At 58.4% G+C, this 15,473-nt stretch carries 19 protein-coding genes; all 19 read right to left on the minus strand.

From position 1 onward, the window contains the following. Positions 1-17: 17 nt before the first annotated feature. Positions 18-1,082, minus strand: a complete 1,065-nt coding sequence (locus HK22_RS05575; RefSeq protein WP_233142430.1) for a baseplate J/gp47 family protein — start codon at positions 1,080-1,082, stop codon at positions 18-20. A 119-nt stretch (positions 1,083-1,201) separates the two neighbouring features. Next, complete coding sequence (locus HK22_RS05580) at positions 1,202-1,561, minus strand: phage tail protein (protein ID WP_086648607.1); 360 nt, start codon at positions 1,559-1,561, stop codon at positions 1,202-1,204. Beyond that, positions 1,558-2,181: a baseplate assembly protein gene (locus HK22_RS05585; RefSeq protein ID WP_086648608.1), complete on the minus strand. Its 624-nt coding sequence runs from the start codon at positions 2,179-2,181 to the stop codon at positions 1,558-1,560. The genes HK22_RS05580 and HK22_RS05585 overlap by 4 nt, the downstream gene beginning before the upstream one ends. Beyond that, positions 2,178-3,239 (minus strand): hypothetical protein, encoded by a 1,062-nt coding sequence (locus tag HK22_RS05590; protein WP_086648609.1) that lies wholly within the window; start codon positions 3,237-3,239, stop codon positions 2,178-2,180. Before HK22_RS05590 ends, HK22_RS05585 begins: the two co-directional genes overlap by 4 nt. Continuing rightward, positions 3,236-3,448, minus strand: a complete 213-nt coding sequence (locus tag HK22_RS05595; protein WP_198945489.1) for a hypothetical protein — start codon at positions 3,446-3,448, stop codon at positions 3,236-3,238. Before HK22_RS05595 ends, HK22_RS05590 begins: the two co-directional genes overlap by 4 nt. 4 nt (positions 3,449-3,452) lie before the next feature. Next, on the minus strand, positions 3,453-4,367 hold the full coding sequence (locus tag HK22_RS05600) for a hypothetical protein (RefSeq protein ID WP_086648610.1): 915 nt from the start codon (positions 4,365-4,367) through the stop codon (positions 3,453-3,455). An 18-nt stretch (positions 4,368-4,385) separates the two neighbouring features. Beyond that, positions 4,386-4,532, minus strand: coding sequence for a hypothetical protein (locus tag HK22_RS15075; protein ID WP_158093539.1), 147 nt, complete (start codon positions 4,530-4,532; stop codon positions 4,386-4,388). Between the two features lie 865 nt (positions 4,533-5,397). Further along, positions 5,398-5,715, minus strand: coding sequence for a hypothetical protein (locus tag HK22_RS05610; RefSeq protein ID WP_086648612.1), 318 nt, complete (start codon positions 5,713-5,715; stop codon positions 5,398-5,400). Next, the gene (locus HK22_RS05615) at positions 5,712-6,137 is read right to left on the minus strand and encodes a hypothetical protein (RefSeq protein WP_062108428.1); all 426 of its coding nucleotides are present in this window, start codon (positions 6,135-6,137) and stop codon (positions 5,712-5,714) included. The genes HK22_RS05610 and HK22_RS05615 overlap by 4 nt, the downstream gene beginning before the upstream one ends. Next, positions 6,138-7,625, minus strand: coding sequence for a phage tail protein (locus HK22_RS05620; RefSeq protein WP_086648638.1), 1,488 nt, complete (start codon positions 7,623-7,625; stop codon positions 6,138-6,140). Between the two features lie 95 nt (positions 7,626-7,720). Beyond that, complete coding sequence (locus HK22_RS05625; RefSeq protein WP_086648613.1) at positions 7,721-8,707, minus strand: hypothetical protein; 987 nt, start codon at positions 8,705-8,707, stop codon at positions 7,721-7,723. Between the two features lie 11 nt (positions 8,708-8,718). Beyond that, the gene (locus HK22_RS05630) at positions 8,719-9,318 is read right to left on the minus strand and encodes a hypothetical protein (RefSeq protein WP_174694477.1); all 600 of its coding nucleotides are present in this window, start codon (positions 9,316-9,318) and stop codon (positions 8,719-8,721) included. A 10-nt stretch (positions 9,319-9,328) separates the two neighbouring features. Further along, positions 9,329-9,730 (minus strand): hypothetical protein, encoded by a 402-nt coding sequence (locus tag HK22_RS05635; protein WP_062030642.1) that lies wholly within the window; start codon positions 9,728-9,730, stop codon positions 9,329-9,331. A 54-nt stretch (positions 9,731-9,784) separates the two neighbouring features. Beyond that, on the minus strand, positions 9,785-11,164 hold the full coding sequence (locus tag HK22_RS05640) for a hypothetical protein (protein ID WP_062030640.1): 1,380 nt from the start codon (positions 11,162-11,164) through the stop codon (positions 9,785-9,787). A 70-nt stretch (positions 11,165-11,234) separates the two neighbouring features. Then, entirely contained in the window at positions 11,235-11,732 is a 498-nt protein-coding gene (locus HK22_RS05645) for a phage scaffolding protein (protein ID WP_233142432.1), read from the minus strand. A gap of 14 nt (positions 11,733-11,746) precedes the next feature. Continuing rightward, positions 11,747-13,165 (minus strand): portal protein, encoded by a 1,419-nt coding sequence (locus HK22_RS05650; protein ID WP_086648614.1) that lies wholly within the window; start codon positions 13,163-13,165, stop codon positions 11,747-11,749. A 46-nt stretch (positions 13,166-13,211) separates the two neighbouring features. Beyond that, on the minus strand, positions 13,212-14,525 hold the full coding sequence (locus HK22_RS05655) for a phage terminase large subunit (RefSeq protein WP_086648615.1): 1,314 nt from the start codon (positions 14,523-14,525) through the stop codon (positions 13,212-13,214). Further along, complete coding sequence (locus HK22_RS05660) at positions 14,509-14,877, minus strand: hypothetical protein (protein WP_231865368.1); 369 nt, start codon at positions 14,875-14,877, stop codon at positions 14,509-14,511. Before HK22_RS05660 ends, HK22_RS05655 begins: the two co-directional genes overlap by 17 nt. 125 nt (positions 14,878-15,002) lie before the next feature. Next, complete coding sequence (locus HK22_RS05665; RefSeq protein WP_143412388.1) at positions 15,003-15,350, minus strand: hypothetical protein; 348 nt, start codon at positions 15,348-15,350, stop codon at positions 15,003-15,005. Positions 15,351-15,473: the final 123 nt, after the last annotated feature.

A 15,473-nucleotide genomic window follows, 5' to 3' on the forward strand; every position in this document is an offset into this window, starting at 1 on the left:
TTTCAGAATTCACCCCCTCAACCCTGAGTGACATTGATCTGAATACTTCCAACCATGAGAGCCTGGTTTCCGTTTGCGGGAATATCAGCCTGCCCACCGTTCAACCGGACATTCAGAACAGACGTCACGGTAATGCCCGCACCGGCATAAGCCAGATAGGACAGGCGGCTGTACGGATAGCCATCACCCACCGTCATTGACGCAATATCCTTGGACACAGCCGACTGGATGGCGCTCACAGCCTGCTGAACCGGAACAGACGAAGGCACCACGACATCCATGGACACATTCACCGTCAGATCCTGAGGCGCCTGCACGGCAAAACCGACCCCGAGGGCCCGCACCGAATCAACGGCATCATAGACGCTCGATAACAGCTGGTCCGAAGGAACACCGCTTCCATCATTCACCACAGCCGTAAAATACCCGCTGCGTGCATTTCCCGCCGTATCAAGACCATCCCGAAGCGAATAGCTCAGATCTGTCTGGACATTGGCAATAGCATTCCCAACCGCAGCCCTGCTGGCAGAGGCCTTTGCCGCCAGCCACAGCGGAAAACGTGCCCTCAGCTGACTATCCGTTTCCTGATCGGAACCATTAAGGAACGGCGCATTATTCGTCACCGTATCCAGCCCCGCCACAGCCGTCCCCATCAGGCAGATCGCACCGACCGAAACGTTTCCGGACGCCCCCACCACCTGACATGCGACAGGAACCGACAAGGTTGAAACGCCAGCTTCCCGCACATATCCTCCCGCAGAGGCGGACCATGTCGGCAAAGTCTGATCCTGCGTCACCGCAAAGGAGATTCCCCCGACCGTCCTCACGATCACTCCTGGAGGAACAACCGCCGACTGGTCGCTGGCCAGAAAAGAGGTAAACGTCACAACACCTGTCGCTGCCGTACCGGGCAGTCGGCTCATACCGAAATCATAGACAAAACTGTCGCAATCCGACCCCGTAGACGTCGACAGACGGGTCCGCAGCAGCGACTGCAACACTAGGTACTGCAACCACAGACCAACACCGCCAACACTTTCCATCAGGGCCCGAACAGGAGATCCGATGGAAACGTCCAGCAACTGGGAACAAGATGCCTGTGCCGTTGTCACCGCAGTGGAAACGGTCGTGGAAAAAGAACGTAAGGAGAGAGACATCGCATCCTCTTGGAGCGGTTTGATACTGTGCCGCTCTCATTATTTCAGTAGGAAAAAGACAGGCTCTGCTGCTGGCCGGACCCGGCATCCACATACGAAACATCACATCTGCAAATGCCCAGCCCTTCATCCGTCACGGTCACGCTCACGACCTGTGAAGGGTCCACGTTGGCATCTTCCTGAACCTGCGCCCGGATGACGGATTCCATGGCTTCCGGAGCAATGACCTGCCCCACCATGAGCGGAAGCCCCACCCCATAATCGGGCTGCCAGACATAATTTCCCGCAACCGTCAGAAGCCTTCTCAACAGACCCTGCCTCGTGAGTTCCGTACCGGAAACAGTCTGAAGACCCCCTTCGGACAGAACCAGATCATTCCCGAAAACATGCGAAAGAGCGATCATCCAAGCGGCCCCCCCGTTTTCTGACTTCCTGCCAGATGAATATGCTCATTAAGAGAATGCTGGTCGGTGCGAATATCCCCTCCGGAAAGAGTCAGTCCGGCAGATGTCAGCGTAATATCCGTTCCACCAACAGAAAGGCTTATCGTCCCATCCTTGATAAGGAGAGACGCATTCCCCGCACCTGCCGCAACACCATCCAGACCAATATGCAGCCAGCCCGCACCGGAAGATGACGCCCCCACACTTCCCGACGAAGACAGCGGCGGCAGACCGCACCCGCCTTTGACAAGCAGTTCGCCAGGTTGTGCAACCTTACCCGTCAGCGGAGACACAGGCGCCATGACCACCGTGTCATACACGCTTCCCGTCACCACCAGATGCTCCCCATCCCCTTCAACCGGCTGCAACACAACATGCGTTCCCGGAGAAGACGGACATGCAATCCGCAGATCTCCCGCATGCACACCGCACGCATCCGGGATCCAGCCTGTTTCTATGTTTTCAGGCTGGATCCGGACTTTTACGGCATGATTGACCGGATCAGCAGCAGACACGATCCCAAACATCGTATGGGCCGTTCTGCCCTGCAGAGCGGCCGCATCAAAACGGGCGTCATTCATGTCTCACCTCCGCGATCCCTTAAAACGACATGCTGCACAAACCCCTTCTCCACAGAAAAGTGGGAAAGAACCTGATCAACCCCCAGAGTTTTTTCGCCGCTTCCCACCGCTACAGTCATGAAATTCCGCGGTGCAATTCCAATAATTCCAGGAATTTTAATTCGGACAGACAACGCATGAGCCGCAATGCGAGCATGTTTGCCCCGTGCCAGCCTCTGCAAGTCTTCCAGCCGACGTCCAGGAACACGAAATGTGTGGATACTGAAATTTCCCGATGGCGCGTCCTGAGAAAAAGAAACACCATCGTAATAAACATGTGTCGTACTTCTTTGCCGGGAATCCCAAGACGCCATATGAACGACCACGCCAGCCAGCAACTGCAAATCGCGCGCAATACCGGTTTCAAGAACCGCATGACGCATATCCGTCACCTGCGCACCCGCATCCGAAGCAGCTCCCAGCGGCTGACAGACAAGAGAGGTTCCGTCGGCATAAAGATCGCAAAAAGCGTCCCTTGCAATCGTAAACGCGAGATCCGCCGCAGTCTGAAAACGGTGCTGCCCCATAAGAGCGCCCCGTTTGTGTTCAATCTGCCAGAACTGACCCGCCATCAATGTGGCCTGATCCGAAGGCAAGGTAATTTGCGCCTCAAGCCCCGCCGCCTGCGCCATGATTTCCAGCAGTTCCTGCTGGGTATGGTTGAGCCACGCATCCTGAACACGCAGATCCATCAACGCCGCCAGCGCATCACGACATTCCATCTCCAGAATGGCGTGCTCCGCCACATAGTCGATATGATCAAGGCGCCCCTGAAACAGGGTCGTCCAAGCGGCCGCAATATTCTGGGTATCCCGCATCTGAAGCGTCACCCATTTCCGCGTGGGCTGCTCCCCCTCAAACCAGGGCGTTTCCGCTCCCTGTTTTCTGACAGCTAGACGGAGAGTGGCGACATCGCATGCCTCATACCGGCTGGCATCGATTTCAAACTGCACAAGCGCCAGAACAGGATCGACCTGACCGTCAAAAAGAACCTGAACCTCCAGGTTTCTGACACTCATTCCACTGCTCCATCAGGCAGACCAGATACCAGATCAGGCTCAACCGACGGAACCTTCAGAACAACCGTTTCAGAAATTCTTCCCAGATCCGGGTCAGCCATCCCGTTGACCTGCGCAATTCTCCACCACTGCGACGCATCCCCAAGCTCACGCGCCGCCACATGAAACAGGGAAATATCCGCAGCACTGACAATAATATCCTGCATCATTTCCTCATGCGAAAACCGACGGCAAAGCCGTCTCCTGCCCTTGGGCCACCGCAATATTCGCCGCAGACCGGTTCACCAGCCCCCCTGCATCAGCCGCAGCACTCAGAAGTGCAGCATTCTGACCAAGAGTATTCAGCGAAACACTGTTGACCGGCTGGATGGCCTCAACATTCTGTCCCGCCCCGGCAATAATGGACTGCAAACCGCTTCCCGCATTTTGCAGCCCTCCCGCAACAGACGCCAGCGCGGAGGGAACGGTCGCGAGATTCATCCCGCTCTGCGCCACGCCATTGACCGTCCCCAGCGCATCCGTGACTTTCGAAGCAAAACCGCCTGCACCAACCAGACTGGCCAGCGGCATCACCTGCCCGACAACCGAAGACACCTGTCCCGCCGCCGTAAAGACCCCTTCGGAGATACCCGAAACGGTCCCGGAAAAACTGTCGAGAGCACTTCCGATGTCATCTCTCAGCAAACCGGACAAGGTCGACAGACTCTGAACGGACGCCGTTTCCTGAGGCCTCTCAAGGACCAGCTTATAGGAACAGACAGCCCCCTTCGCCTGATAGGCATAGGTAAACTGCGCAATCCATACCTGTACGGAGAGGCCCGCCGCCGAGAAAGCAACCTGCGCACCTGCCATACGCATGCGCTCGACTGCCTGCGCCCGCATCTGCGCATCAGGGCCCAGAAAACGTCCTCTGAGTTCCAGCCGTCCCGGATCATTACCCAGCGCATCCACAACCCGTCCACCGCCAGGCAGACGGTGCACAACCAGCATCTGACGGCCACCAACCTGAAGCGTATCCGGAACCTCAATTCCCGTCAGAACCAGGTTTCCCAGTATGACAGGAGACGACGCCCCCAAACGCCCTACAGCGCCAATGGCATTTTCTATGTCAGAAAGGCCAACACCCATCAGGGAATATCTCCTCTGTCAGAAAAACCCGATACTTCGACCGGGATACTGAGGCTGCATGATCTCATCCACCCCCCCGGCGGAACGACGCGCCGCCAGACGGGCCTCACGATGACCCAGCAGAAAATCCCCGCCCCTCACTTCATGTTCCAGACGATCATTCACAACCTCAGTGTCGTGATATGTTCGGGATCCTGAAAAAACATGCTGTGGATGCTGCTCCTGCCCGGTCGTTTCGTACACTCGGTCTTTCGCAAACAGAGTCCTGGGTGGCGGCACAAACAGCGAGTTTCCAGCTCCTCTCGTTGCCCCACGAACAACGGACTGCATATCAGTCCCCATCCGCCTGACAGGCTTCGGACGGGAGATTTTCCCGAACACTCCCATCCGTCTTGCCGACGAGGATCCTTCGCCAGTATCAAAACCAAAATGTTTTTTTATCGAAACATATTGACTATGTTCGACACGAGGCTGAAACACCTGCCGCGCGGAAACCGAAAGAGCTGATACCCGCTTAGCCCTTCCCTTGTTCCCCACTGAAGCAACAACAGGTCTGACAGAAGAAGAGCGGGGCATCGAAAGCTGAATTTCTTTCCGCCTTAAGGAAAGCGCTCCATACCGCAATCCTGTAGGTTTCCCCGTGCCAGGCGCTTCCCGGTTATTGGACACTGCCTGCGTTTCGGAACGCGTGATCCTGATGACAGAGCCCAGATGGCTTCTGGCGCGAAGCGTTGTAACACCACCCTGTTTTCGCAGACGGGGTACAGCTGAAACTGACTCTCCCCTCCGCAGCAACCCTCTGGCAGACTGATCGAAAAATGTCCTGACCAAGAGAATATTCCGCCAGATGGCCTCCCGCATCATATTTCTCCCTGATAACGCATCATTCCCCAATCAAAACAATGCCCTTCCCGTTCACCGGTAATGACACACGCAGCCAGACGCCGCGCCCCTGACCACCCTCGCAAAACATCCCACGGCACCCCGTGATCCAGAAGATAAAGCATCTCCTGAAACCCGGAGTGCCGACTCAGTTTTTTGCGACGTCCAGGATATCGTCATCCGCATCACGTTCAAACAGCGGCGTCAGCGCAGCAATCCCAGACTTTCCAACGCGCCGCGCAAGGTCGCGGATTTCGTCCTTGCTCTGTGGCATCTGGACCGGCACACCATCAATGGCCGTCACGGAACAGATCATTTCCGCGTAGCCCAGCCAAGCAGATGCCGAAGCCCCATTGATGGCACTTCCCGCCGCTTCGATCAGATCCAGCATGTCCGCCGGATCAATCTCGCGCAACGTCAGACGGCGCTTATCTGACAGAACAATTTCCTGCGGAAAATCACTCACGAAATCTTCGTCCTCGTAGAAGCAAAGAACTGAACTGTCTGATGGATCATGTGATCCGCCTGCCAGGGATCACTTTTCAGCTGCATGGAAACATTACTGAACTCCCAAGTGCTCGTCGAACCATCCGGTTCCGTAACGTACTGGTAAATCGTCCCGCTTCCGACCGTTCCCGCATTCCAGTAGGCAGCTTCCACAGCTGCCACCAGATTATCCAGCGCCGCATTGGCACGGGCGATCTGAAACGCTCCCCGCCAGCCATTCGGAACATTGAATTCCAGCGGAACGCCGTTCAGCGGATTGGCACGCAGAGCATGCGTTTCCTGAGCCGCACTGAAAGACGTCACATCCCTCAGATCAACCCGCTGACCATTCCATAGAACCGTAATCCGGCAGTCCCGGCCAATGCTGTATGGATTTGCCATTTAGCCGACACTCCCCGACGCAGACGACACAGTGACAGACGCGCCGCCCTGCAGATTGACAATGAATTTCTCGTTGATGCCCTGATATCGAACAGCCACATCCGCCTGCACATATCCAAGCGCCGTGCGGGACTGCGGATTGTTGCTCGAATCACAGACCACACTGTAGGGCAGTTCACCATTCTGAACGCCCAGAATACCCTGAGACAGCAGTGACGACAGAAAACCCAAAAGTGTCGAGCGGATATCGCTGAACAGCGTGTCATTAATGACTTCGCCGACATAACCACCCATACCCCCCGCAAGCGAAGACGCAATATAGTTTGTCAAACGTGTGTAGTTGTCGCCATTCATGGTGCTCTTGCTGGACGAATTATGCCCACACCGCACCGCCCAGTAACTTCCGCCCGGCGCCGGATTGCAGATCACGTCAATTCCAGCCGTAAACAGCACGGACAGTTCCGCCGTGGAATATGTCGCGCTGCTTCCCGTCAGACCGGCCTTCTGGCTTCCGACAACCCCCGACAGCGCCTTGTTCAGACTGGACTGTTCAGGTGAAAGCGCGGCCAGCCTGCCCCCGGCAAACGCCTGCGGGCTCACGAGGATCACGCCATTGCTGTCATCATCCCACCACAGCCAGTCCCCGAACATGAGCTTGACCGACGCCGCATCCAGACCACTCGATGCCTTGACGGAAATCGCGTTCGTCACCGTATCCGCGGCGGGCCCCACGGCGATCATATAGACCCCCTCGGACGTCCCGAACGCCGCCTGCGCTGTATAGGACGTGCTATCCGACACACCATGCAGCAGCCCGACGGCACATCCCTGCCCCCGCAGCGCATACATACCTGTCCGGACCGTGCTGTCTTGCCCCAGGAACTGTGCTGTCGTGGGAACGCCGCCATCCGTGCCGCCTGAGAGCGTCACGCTCGCAGCCGCAATGGCCGGCACCGTTTCTGGCAGCACGACCTTCACGAGCGCACTCAGATCCTGCGCCACAGCAGCGGCAATCCCGGACCAGTCCGCACCCCCATAGGTCCTTGAACCCAGCTCGGCATGTGTCACCGCAAGCGCATAGCCGGACCCCGTAGCCGTCACTGCAGCAACAATGCCATTTCCCGCACTTCCGGTGCAGACAGCCTGAACCGTCACCCCATCAAGCGCACCGGAAGCCGCCACATCCGTCCCATCCGTCACACGGACAACCACGAATGTCGACGCTCCCTGCATCACGGCGATATTGACCGCCAGACCCGCATCCGTCGTCTTGTTCTGCTTGGCGCCGAACGCCGCGACATAATCACTCATGCCCCCGATCGGCAGAGGCATCCCCACCGGTCCCCAGCCAGCGGTTCCCACAATCCCCAGCACCGAAGATGACGCGCCGGCCAGGGCCAGCGTCTGCGGCTGGGCAATCTGCACATAAAGATTTGGCACGGTCAGTGCCGTGGTATTCAGCGTTCCCGCCTGATAGACCAGAGACATCCCCGGATCGCTCTCCAAAATGCAGAAAGCGGGCACCTCCATGAAGGTCACCCGCTTTCCTGATGAAATTTCAGCCTTGTGACTCAGCTTCTGCGTCAGCCGCCGAGCGCAACCACCGTCCCAAAATGGTCGACGCCCAAACCCGGATAGGCCGAAGCTGCAGCCTGCGCTGCAACCACAGCCTGCATGGCATCCAGCGCTGCCGTCACCGTCTGGTTCGCCGCCCCGGGCGCCAGAACTCCGAACGGTGCCGACAGCCCCTCCCCCGCGGACAGGGTGCCAATCCCGCACAGCATTTCGGACGCCCACTGCACCTGCAGGGTGTCGAATACCAGCTCATAGAAATAATCCCGCCGATACAATGCTTCGTTCTGCATCGTGTCGACATCTTCCACGCTCTGGAACCGGAGCTGAGCCTCACACCCGTCCAGAGTAGTGATCCAACTCTGCTCCGCCAGCGCGGTATCCAGAACAGATGCCAGCGTTTCCCGCGCCGTCGTATCCGCCGTCCAGATCGAAACCCGATAGAGCTGCGCCTGCCGCCGCGTCACCCGCACCGACTGACCGTACCCACCGGCATAACCATTCAGAACCCGCCCCGGCACACTGACAACCGCACCATTCGCCACACCGCCAGTCAACGCCGCCGCCAAAGCCGCAGCAACCGTTTCAGGCGTATCCTGTGCCGTCACCGCATAGGCCGCAGACGGCTCTCCTCCCCGCGGCATATCATCCAGCCAGACCGCCACAACTCCCACAGGCGTCGCAGTCCCGGAAAAGACGATCTCAACCGTCGCTCCCGTCACGACAACCCCGACCGTAGGCTCAACCTTCTGCTGGACACGCCAGGGCCGCCCTAGTGGCTCCGCCCATTCCGGCATTTTCCGGGGCGCCATCGTAACGGTTACGAAATCGGTGTCGTTGCGAATATTCTGGGCTGCGAAAAGATCGCTCGGCAAAAGCCATCCCCGCCGCAACACCACCTGCCGCCCCGTTACCGAAACACCTGACGGCCCCTGCGGATAAAGAACCTGCGCACAGTTATAGGCGAGCGCCAGCCCGACTTTGGAGGCATCCGTCATTCTTCTCCCCCTCAGACCTGCTGAAACGACATGGTGCACCGGATACCGAACCCGGATATTTCCACCGCATTGACCGTATAAGTCGTCCCCAGATCGGTCGTGACCGTCATATACGGCGTCAGCACAACTCCCGGCAGAAGCGGAAGATACATCACGGACTGACCCGGCCGTGTCGCCCCCGGAACACCACTTCCCGAAGATTCTCCCTTCGCGCGCATGATGATGGCCGCCGGACACTCCGAGACGAGCGTCTGCACCAATCCCGTAACACCACTGACCGAGACCGTGCGGCTGCACACCACACACAGCGGCGGCCGCAGAGGCTCCACAGACGCCACGAAATACGTCCGGCCACTCGCAGCAAGAATATCGCCCACCTGCGTATCATCCCGGCGATCCGTCAGAACATATTCCGTCGGAATCCCCCATCCGATCGGACGCTCGAACGAAAATCCGGCATCCACATCGAAAGCCAGCATGGGCTGCGCATAAAGCACATCCATCGGCGTCAGACCGCCCGAAGGACGATACTGCTCGCCCGAAGCCCCGAGAACCTGGGCCGCCTTGGCATATCCCCTGGAGAGCCGGGCTGCGATCATTGCCTGCTGCACACCGCTCTCCTCAAACCACGATCGCTCGGCCGTCCTGCAGTTCCAGTCCACCCGTCACACCCAGAAACGCACACAGACGACGACGCCACAGCGTAAACAGCATCATCCGATCCTGCACTTCGCGACCATTATGATACCAGCTTGCTGCCCGCGCCGTATCCAGATTGTCCGACGACGCCGTAATCGCCGTCTCCAGCGGATAAAGCTGCGACAGATAAAGCCGGATCTGCTGTAATTCCGCTGCAGACAGATAATTCATCCGCCATTCCAGCGCGCCTTCCACCTGAAAGAAACGCCAGGATTCCTGGTTTCCCTCCCGCGATCCGATCGCGGGATATCCACAGAACCGACGGACATCCATTTTCTCTCCTTCCGAGAGAATATCCGTCGATAAACCAACCGTTCCGGACATGTCATTCCCCCCGCAAGAAAGGCCCCCGCCTCAAAGACAGGGGCCGAAAAAAGATCAGAACGTCAGACCAAGCGCATCCGTACCAAGGCTCTCGATCACAACACCCCGCTTGAGATAGCTGTTCGTCGCCGTCGGAATGACAGTCATGTCCGCCGTCACGTCGGTCGGCAGAGCAAAACCGCCAATCCAGTACCAGGACTGCGCAATGATCTGACGCAGTCGATCCAGCGGCTCACGCGTCACCATCGCCACGCTGTCCACCATCTCGATCAGCGCCCGCTCGGCATCCGGAATGTCGGAATGACCCGTCAGCGCACAGTCGCCCTCGATCAGTGCGCCCTGACCGAGAAGAAGCGCACGATGAATGGAACCCGCTCCAAGCGACGCCTGCTGCGGCGCTTCCGTCGTCGGAATAAACCGCACACCCAGAAGCTCAATCACTTGTCCGGAACGATACTCTTCCGAACCGTAGGCACCACGATACAGATGCTTGAAGTCCGGATCACGGAAGAGCGACAGAAGCTGCAGATCATCCAGATAACAGTGATACGCACCATTGATCATCGGCACGTTGTTACGCCGCAGTGTCGCCACACCGGCCAGAACCTGCTGAATGCCCAGCGTATCTGCCAGACCGTTCGCACTCGCCGTCTGCAACGCCGCAGTCGTCAGACGACCATTCGGACGGATCACCATCGGCGCAGTGGACGCCACAACGGCCTGACCTTCCGTACCATCCGCGACCGACACGGAAGCCGAGAACGTCATCTGCCCCGAAATACCGCCCGGCGCCGTAGATACGTTCGTTCCATCGGCCACAACATTGACTAGCGTATAGACATCGCTGCCGACCGTCACTGTCATGCCGTAGGTCGCACTGAGCGCCGTGACCTGACCATTGACGATCACGGACTGGAAACCACGGATGTCATCAACCGAAATGGTATTTCCAGCGCTCCCGAGCGTCGCCGTCACACGTGTATTGCCGCCCAGATAGCCGCCCACACCATTCTGCGCGCCACCAAACAGCGTATTGCGCGCCAGCCGGTCGAGAGACTGCATCGCCTGCACACCGTTGGTGTTGGCATTGGCCAGAAACTGCGACGCAATCCCCACACCACTGGTTACCATGTTCAGGTCAATCGTATCGCCATACTGGTTGATCGACAGCGTATACTGCTCAACGGCCCAGCCAGAAGGGCTCAGACCATTATCAAAATTGGTATTTCCCGTCGGATTAAGTGGCGTCGTCACAGGCGCCTTGAGGCTCTTGCGGGTTTTCGTCAGCGTCTCACCAATGGCGTTCGGGAACACTTCGCGATCGGCAACCTGGCGGAAACCCAGACGGGATTTCAGGCCATTCTCAAACTCGCGGGCCAGAAAACCCTGCTGGATGGCGGCCTGAAGCTGAACAGGAAAATTATCAATGCTCATGTATTTTTTCCGTAAATGTGTTGTCTGAACCCGGCCTGCCATCAGACCCGGTCAAATATCGTTCCGAAGCTCACTTCTGAGCCAGAAACTGCCATTTGCGCGTTTCGTAATCCGCCTCGCTGACGGCCCGCGCATTGAACGGTTCCATCCCACCCGGACGAGGCGCAGCCTGCCCGACCGTCGTCCCGCTCGAATATCCAGGCCTCAATACCTCACCAAACAGATAGGCCCGTTCCTGACGGGCCTGCTGCAAAGCTTCGGACACACCGACCACCGAGCCGTCTTCGCCCCGCTCGATCCCGTTGAGATCAATCAGCCGCACAACATCATCAGGATTATGTGCACCATTGCGGATCGCTTCCGCCCTGAGCGCCGCCACAATAACCTCCCGGTTACTGTCCTCCCGCATCCGGGCCAGCGCTTCTTCATGATTACGCTGAAGCGTCTCCTGCCGCGTCACAACATCCGTCATTTCCTGACGGACCGCCTCAACTTCGCTCCGCGCTTCATTCAGCGCCTGACGCAGAGCATCCACATCCTCAATGGTGTCATCAGTTCCGGACATCATTCCCCCGTCAACACTCATGCTTGTTCAGAAGCACACCACTGCTCCAGCATTTTCCATTCCGTATTCGGATCAGAATTTCCCGATGCCATTGCAAACATCCGAACCGCAGTCTCGCGGCTCAGAATTCCATTGGAGACCGCCACCACCAGTCCCTGCACCAGAGACAGCAACTCCGGGTCCGTGGACGGAAACCACGCCGGCCACCGCAAACTCATGCGACAATACGGCAGATCCTTGACCAGTTCTCCGCCAAGCCGCAGCCCGTTTTCCAGAACACAGGAAAAGCGACACGCCATCCGGTAAATCGACAGCAGCGCACCTTCCCCGTAGGAATGCCGCAGACGATCCACCAGCCATATCAGCGGCTGACACATCATCTCCATGGCCTTGCCGGACTGCGCCCCGCCAACCCGGTCACCATGCGCACGGTTTCCGTGAAGCTGTTCCAACACCACCAGCCGCAGTTCCCGATAATGATCGAGCACCGCACCCGCAGCATTTCCGTTGATCTCCAGAAGCTTCGCATCTCCCTCAGGCGGAAGCGTCAGCGCCGCAGCCGCACCGCCCTGATGCGCCACCCCGTCGGAAAAACCACCCGTTTTCAGGACCAGCGTCGGATCGGAGCCATATTTCAGCCCCCGCCCCGCCTGAGACAGCAGATAATCCGCTTCGATCACCGTATCGATGGCCCGCTCGAACGTGCACTCGCCTTCAGGATCGCGCCCACAGGGCCCACCCAGATTGCGCGTCCACACAATTGGCACAAACCCCAGCCCATGCCGAACGGACCGGCTTTCATCCCGAACGCCGCCATCCATTCCCACCAGCCAGGGCACGGACACCGCACAGTCGACCGGCGTCCAGACCCGCTGCCACCAGAACTGAGCGCCCAGAAGCTCACCCGCAATCGGATAGCCCTGCGCCGCCAGATCCCGTCCCCGAACCAGGAACCTTTCCTCGACCCGCAACAATTCCCCCGTCGCTTCATCCCAGAACGGCGTCAGATACGCCGTTTCCAGAACAGACAGCTTCGGAACCCCTGCCGACACCTCGAACAGGATCGCAACCGATCCGACAGAACCCAGCCGCGCCGCCTCCATCAGAAGCGACGCCAGCCTGGTCTGCGACGCGAATGTGCTCATGGCATGCGTTACACGCGCATCATCCGTCACCAGCCCGGGCCAGTGCGTGTCGCCAAACAGCAGCGAAACCGACTCATCCACAACCGTCCGGCACAGATTGGTCCGGACCGAAGGACGACGACTGGATAACGGAATATATTCGCCCGCTCCCGACTTCTCCATCGAGAACGGATGCGACAGAGCATCATACTGCGTGCCGTCCAGAACACGCTTGAGCGCCAGCAGCCGCGCCGTCCGCGCGGACGCACCCGCAGGAACAGCATAACGCTGTTGCAGGGACAACCAGTCCATGTGTTCTCCATTGTTTCAGGCCGCTTACCGACCTGAAAAGGTCGGCTCAGCGCGCCAGCGAAAATCCAGACGGACTCCAGCCCGTCATGCCGCCACTTCCGGCAAGCATCAGTTCACTCAGCCCCCAGACCATCGCATCCGCCCGATCCGGAGATCGTGGCCCGCGATATCCGCTGACCGAGAAGTGACAGAGCTGATCCTCCAGAGCCGTAAACCGGCCATGGTGAACAACCCTGCCAACCTCATAGAGCGCTGCAACCGGCTCTGCGCGTGCCGCCTTCCCCCGCGCCGCCGTCACCAGCTTGACCGAGGCATGCGCCCGCACACTCCGGATCGTGCCCTCTACCAGAGCCCCGCCGAAGTTCCGCTCCGCAACAATGCGTTCAGCACCCCATTCATCAAATGCCCGCAGGGCCCTGGCAGCCCAGCCCGCCGGACTATCCCTGGCAGACAGATCTTCCAGAACATGCCCCACACCAGCCGCATCAACGCCGCAGACCACAATCCCGATCTCGTCGGACCTATAATCTTCCGGTCCCGCAGCGCCCGAAGGATCAACAGACACCAGAATACGCCGCATCCGGGCCGCGACATCCGCCCGGCTCTGCGCCGTAATCGCCGTCTCACGGCGGAACATCTCCAGCCGCCACAGCGCGCCTTCAACAACCGATTGATATTCACCATAAAGAAACCGCCGCTTTTCCCGCTCGGGAAGCGCTTCCAAACTGGCAAGGTAATCCTCGCTCAGATTGTTCCGGTTCGCCTGCGGATTCAGGATCATCGTCGCATACAGCGACCGATCCTCCAGCGGCTCCCCCGACTTGGGCTCAATCCCGCTTTCGAAAAGCGCATAAAGCCAGTGCCCCATGCTCGGCGGGTTGGCATCTATATATTCCTTGACCGCAAGATCCGTCTTCTGTGCCAGACGCGTCAGAAGCATATTCCGCGCGCCATAACTGATCTGACTGGCCTCATTCAAATAAACCGTCGCAAATTCCAGACCCAAAATCTTCTCGGTCCGCTGCTCGTCATCCAGCCCCCCGAAAAAGATCGTCGATCCATTCGGGAACGTCACAACACAATCCTGCCGGTCCAGCTTCCACCCGACCTGCGGAAAACACATCCGCATGACCTTCGGAAACGTATCCCGCAAAACCGACGCCTTCAGCGCCGTCAAACGATGACGAAAAATGCCATGTCGACTTTGCGAGGCCTTCAGCGCCCGTATCACAACGGCCCGAACCAGAACAAAGGTCTTTCCCGACCGCGACCCACCTCTCAGAAGAATATGCCTTGCTGGCCCACCAAGCAGCCGCACCGCCTCACGCTGCGAGTCATTGAGCCTAAAGGGCGCTGTCATCACTGCTGATATTGATCGAGATCGTCCCCGAACGCCCATCAGCCTCCATGCCAGTCCTGAAACGGGACGGACGATGCGCCCGAAGCAGAAACGCCATCAAGCCGTCGCTGTAGCGTTTGCGGACAATGGGATTTCCCGTGTCCGGATCACAGACAACACGTCCCGCATACGTAATGGGTTCATCATATCCCTCTACCGCCCTGCGCCGCGCTTCCGCTTCCAGAGCGTCCGCAGCCTCCTCAAGAGCATCCTCCCAGCGGGATGAAAAATCCTTATCCGCCTCTTTCCAGAGATACAGCGTACTCCGCCGGACCTCCGCAACACGTCCGGCTTCCGAAATATTTCCACTCACAGACAGATGCTCGAGAAATCTCTTTTTCCGTTCTTCTGACTGTTCCCGCCGCAAGGAACACTTACCGGATATTTCTTCACCCATCTGCTTCAACCTTTTCCCCAGATCGACCCGAGAGCCGACCATCAGCCCGCTCTCAGCGCAGCCTCCCTGCGGCTCATCATCATGCCCCCCTCCAGCCAGACAGTCCGGACCGGCTTGGGCCGCGAACGTCCGCTCTGACACGTTCCTTTCCGTGCCTGGGTCTCCACATTGCGCTGCGCCTGCTCCCGTTCGGCCCGCACTGCCACACGCGCAAGGGTCGCCGGCGCAACCTGCCCAATCATCCGGACAGAAAGAACCGGGCGCTGACAGGGAATGGACCTGCACCTCACATCGAGACGTGAAAGACCGGCATCCACCAGTTCATGCCACTCCAGAGCGACATCAGCCCGATGAAGCGGCTCCCCTTCATAAACAAGAGGACACCCCACGATTGAGTCTGATTTTTTTTGAAGGACAATAAATGTCTGGCGACCAGACAACACAACGCTACCAGAAGAAATGTCACATTTTTCCATCGATCAGGAAACTTCCAAAATAAAAGCCGGCCTCCT

It is taken from the genome of Gluconobacter sp. DsW_056, assembly GCF_002153595.1.
Lineage (GTDB): Bacteria > Pseudomonadota > Alphaproteobacteria > Acetobacterales > Acetobacteraceae > Gluconobacter > Gluconobacter albidus.

What these genes read in the sequence shown, in the direction of transcription:
- HK22_RS05580 (WP_086648607.1), bottom strand. Translation starts at nt 1,561, where the DNA reads ATGATCGCTCTTTCGCATGTTTTCGGGAATGATCTGGTTCTGTCCGAA.
- HK22_RS05585 (WP_086648608.1), bottom strand. Translation starts at nt 2,181, where the DNA reads ATGAATGACGCCCGTTTTGATGCGGCCGCTCTGCAGGGCAGAACGGCC.
- HK22_RS05590 (WP_086648609.1), bottom strand. Translation starts at nt 3,239, where the DNA reads ATGAGTGTCAGAAACCTGGAGGTTCAGGTTCTTTTTGACGGTCAGGTC.
- HK22_RS05595 (WP_198945489.1), bottom strand. Translation starts at nt 3,448, where the DNA reads ATGATGCAGGATATTATTGTCAGTGCTGCGGATATTTCCCTGTTTCAT.
- HK22_RS05600 (WP_086648610.1), bottom strand. Translation starts at nt 4,367, where the DNA reads ATGGGTGTTGGCCTTTCTGACATAGAAAATGCCATTGGCGCTGTAGGG.
- HK22_RS05615 (WP_062108428.1), bottom strand. Translation starts at nt 6,137, where the DNA reads ATGGCAAATCCATACAGCATTGGCCGGGACTGCCGGATTACGGTTCTA.
- HK22_RS05620 (WP_086648638.1), bottom strand. Translation starts at nt 7,625, where the DNA reads ATGTCTCTGGTCTATCAGGCGGGAACGCTGAATACCACGGCACTGACC.
- HK22_RS05625 (WP_086648613.1), bottom strand. Translation starts at nt 8,707, where the DNA reads ATGACGGATGCCTCCAAAGTCGGGCTGGCGCTCGCCTATAACTGTGCG.
- HK22_RS05635 (WP_062030642.1), bottom strand. Translation starts at nt 9,730, where the DNA reads ATGTCCGGAACGGTTGGTTTATCGACGGATATTCTCTCGGAAGGAGAG.
- HK22_RS05640 (WP_062030640.1), bottom strand. Translation starts at nt 11,164, where the DNA reads ATGAGCATTGATAATTTTCCTGTTCAGCTTCAGGCCGCCATCCAGCAG.
- HK22_RS05645 (WP_233142432.1), bottom strand. Translation starts at nt 11,732, where the DNA reads ATGATGTCCGGAACTGATGACACCATTGAGGATGTGGATGCTCTGCGT.
- HK22_RS05650 (WP_086648614.1), bottom strand. Translation starts at nt 13,165, where the DNA reads ATGGACTGGTTGTCCCTGCAACAGCGTTATGCTGTTCCTGCGGGTGCG.
- HK22_RS05655 (WP_086648615.1), bottom strand. Translation starts at nt 14,525, where the DNA reads ATGACAGCGCCCTTTAGGCTCAATGACTCGCAGCGTGAGGCGGTGCGG.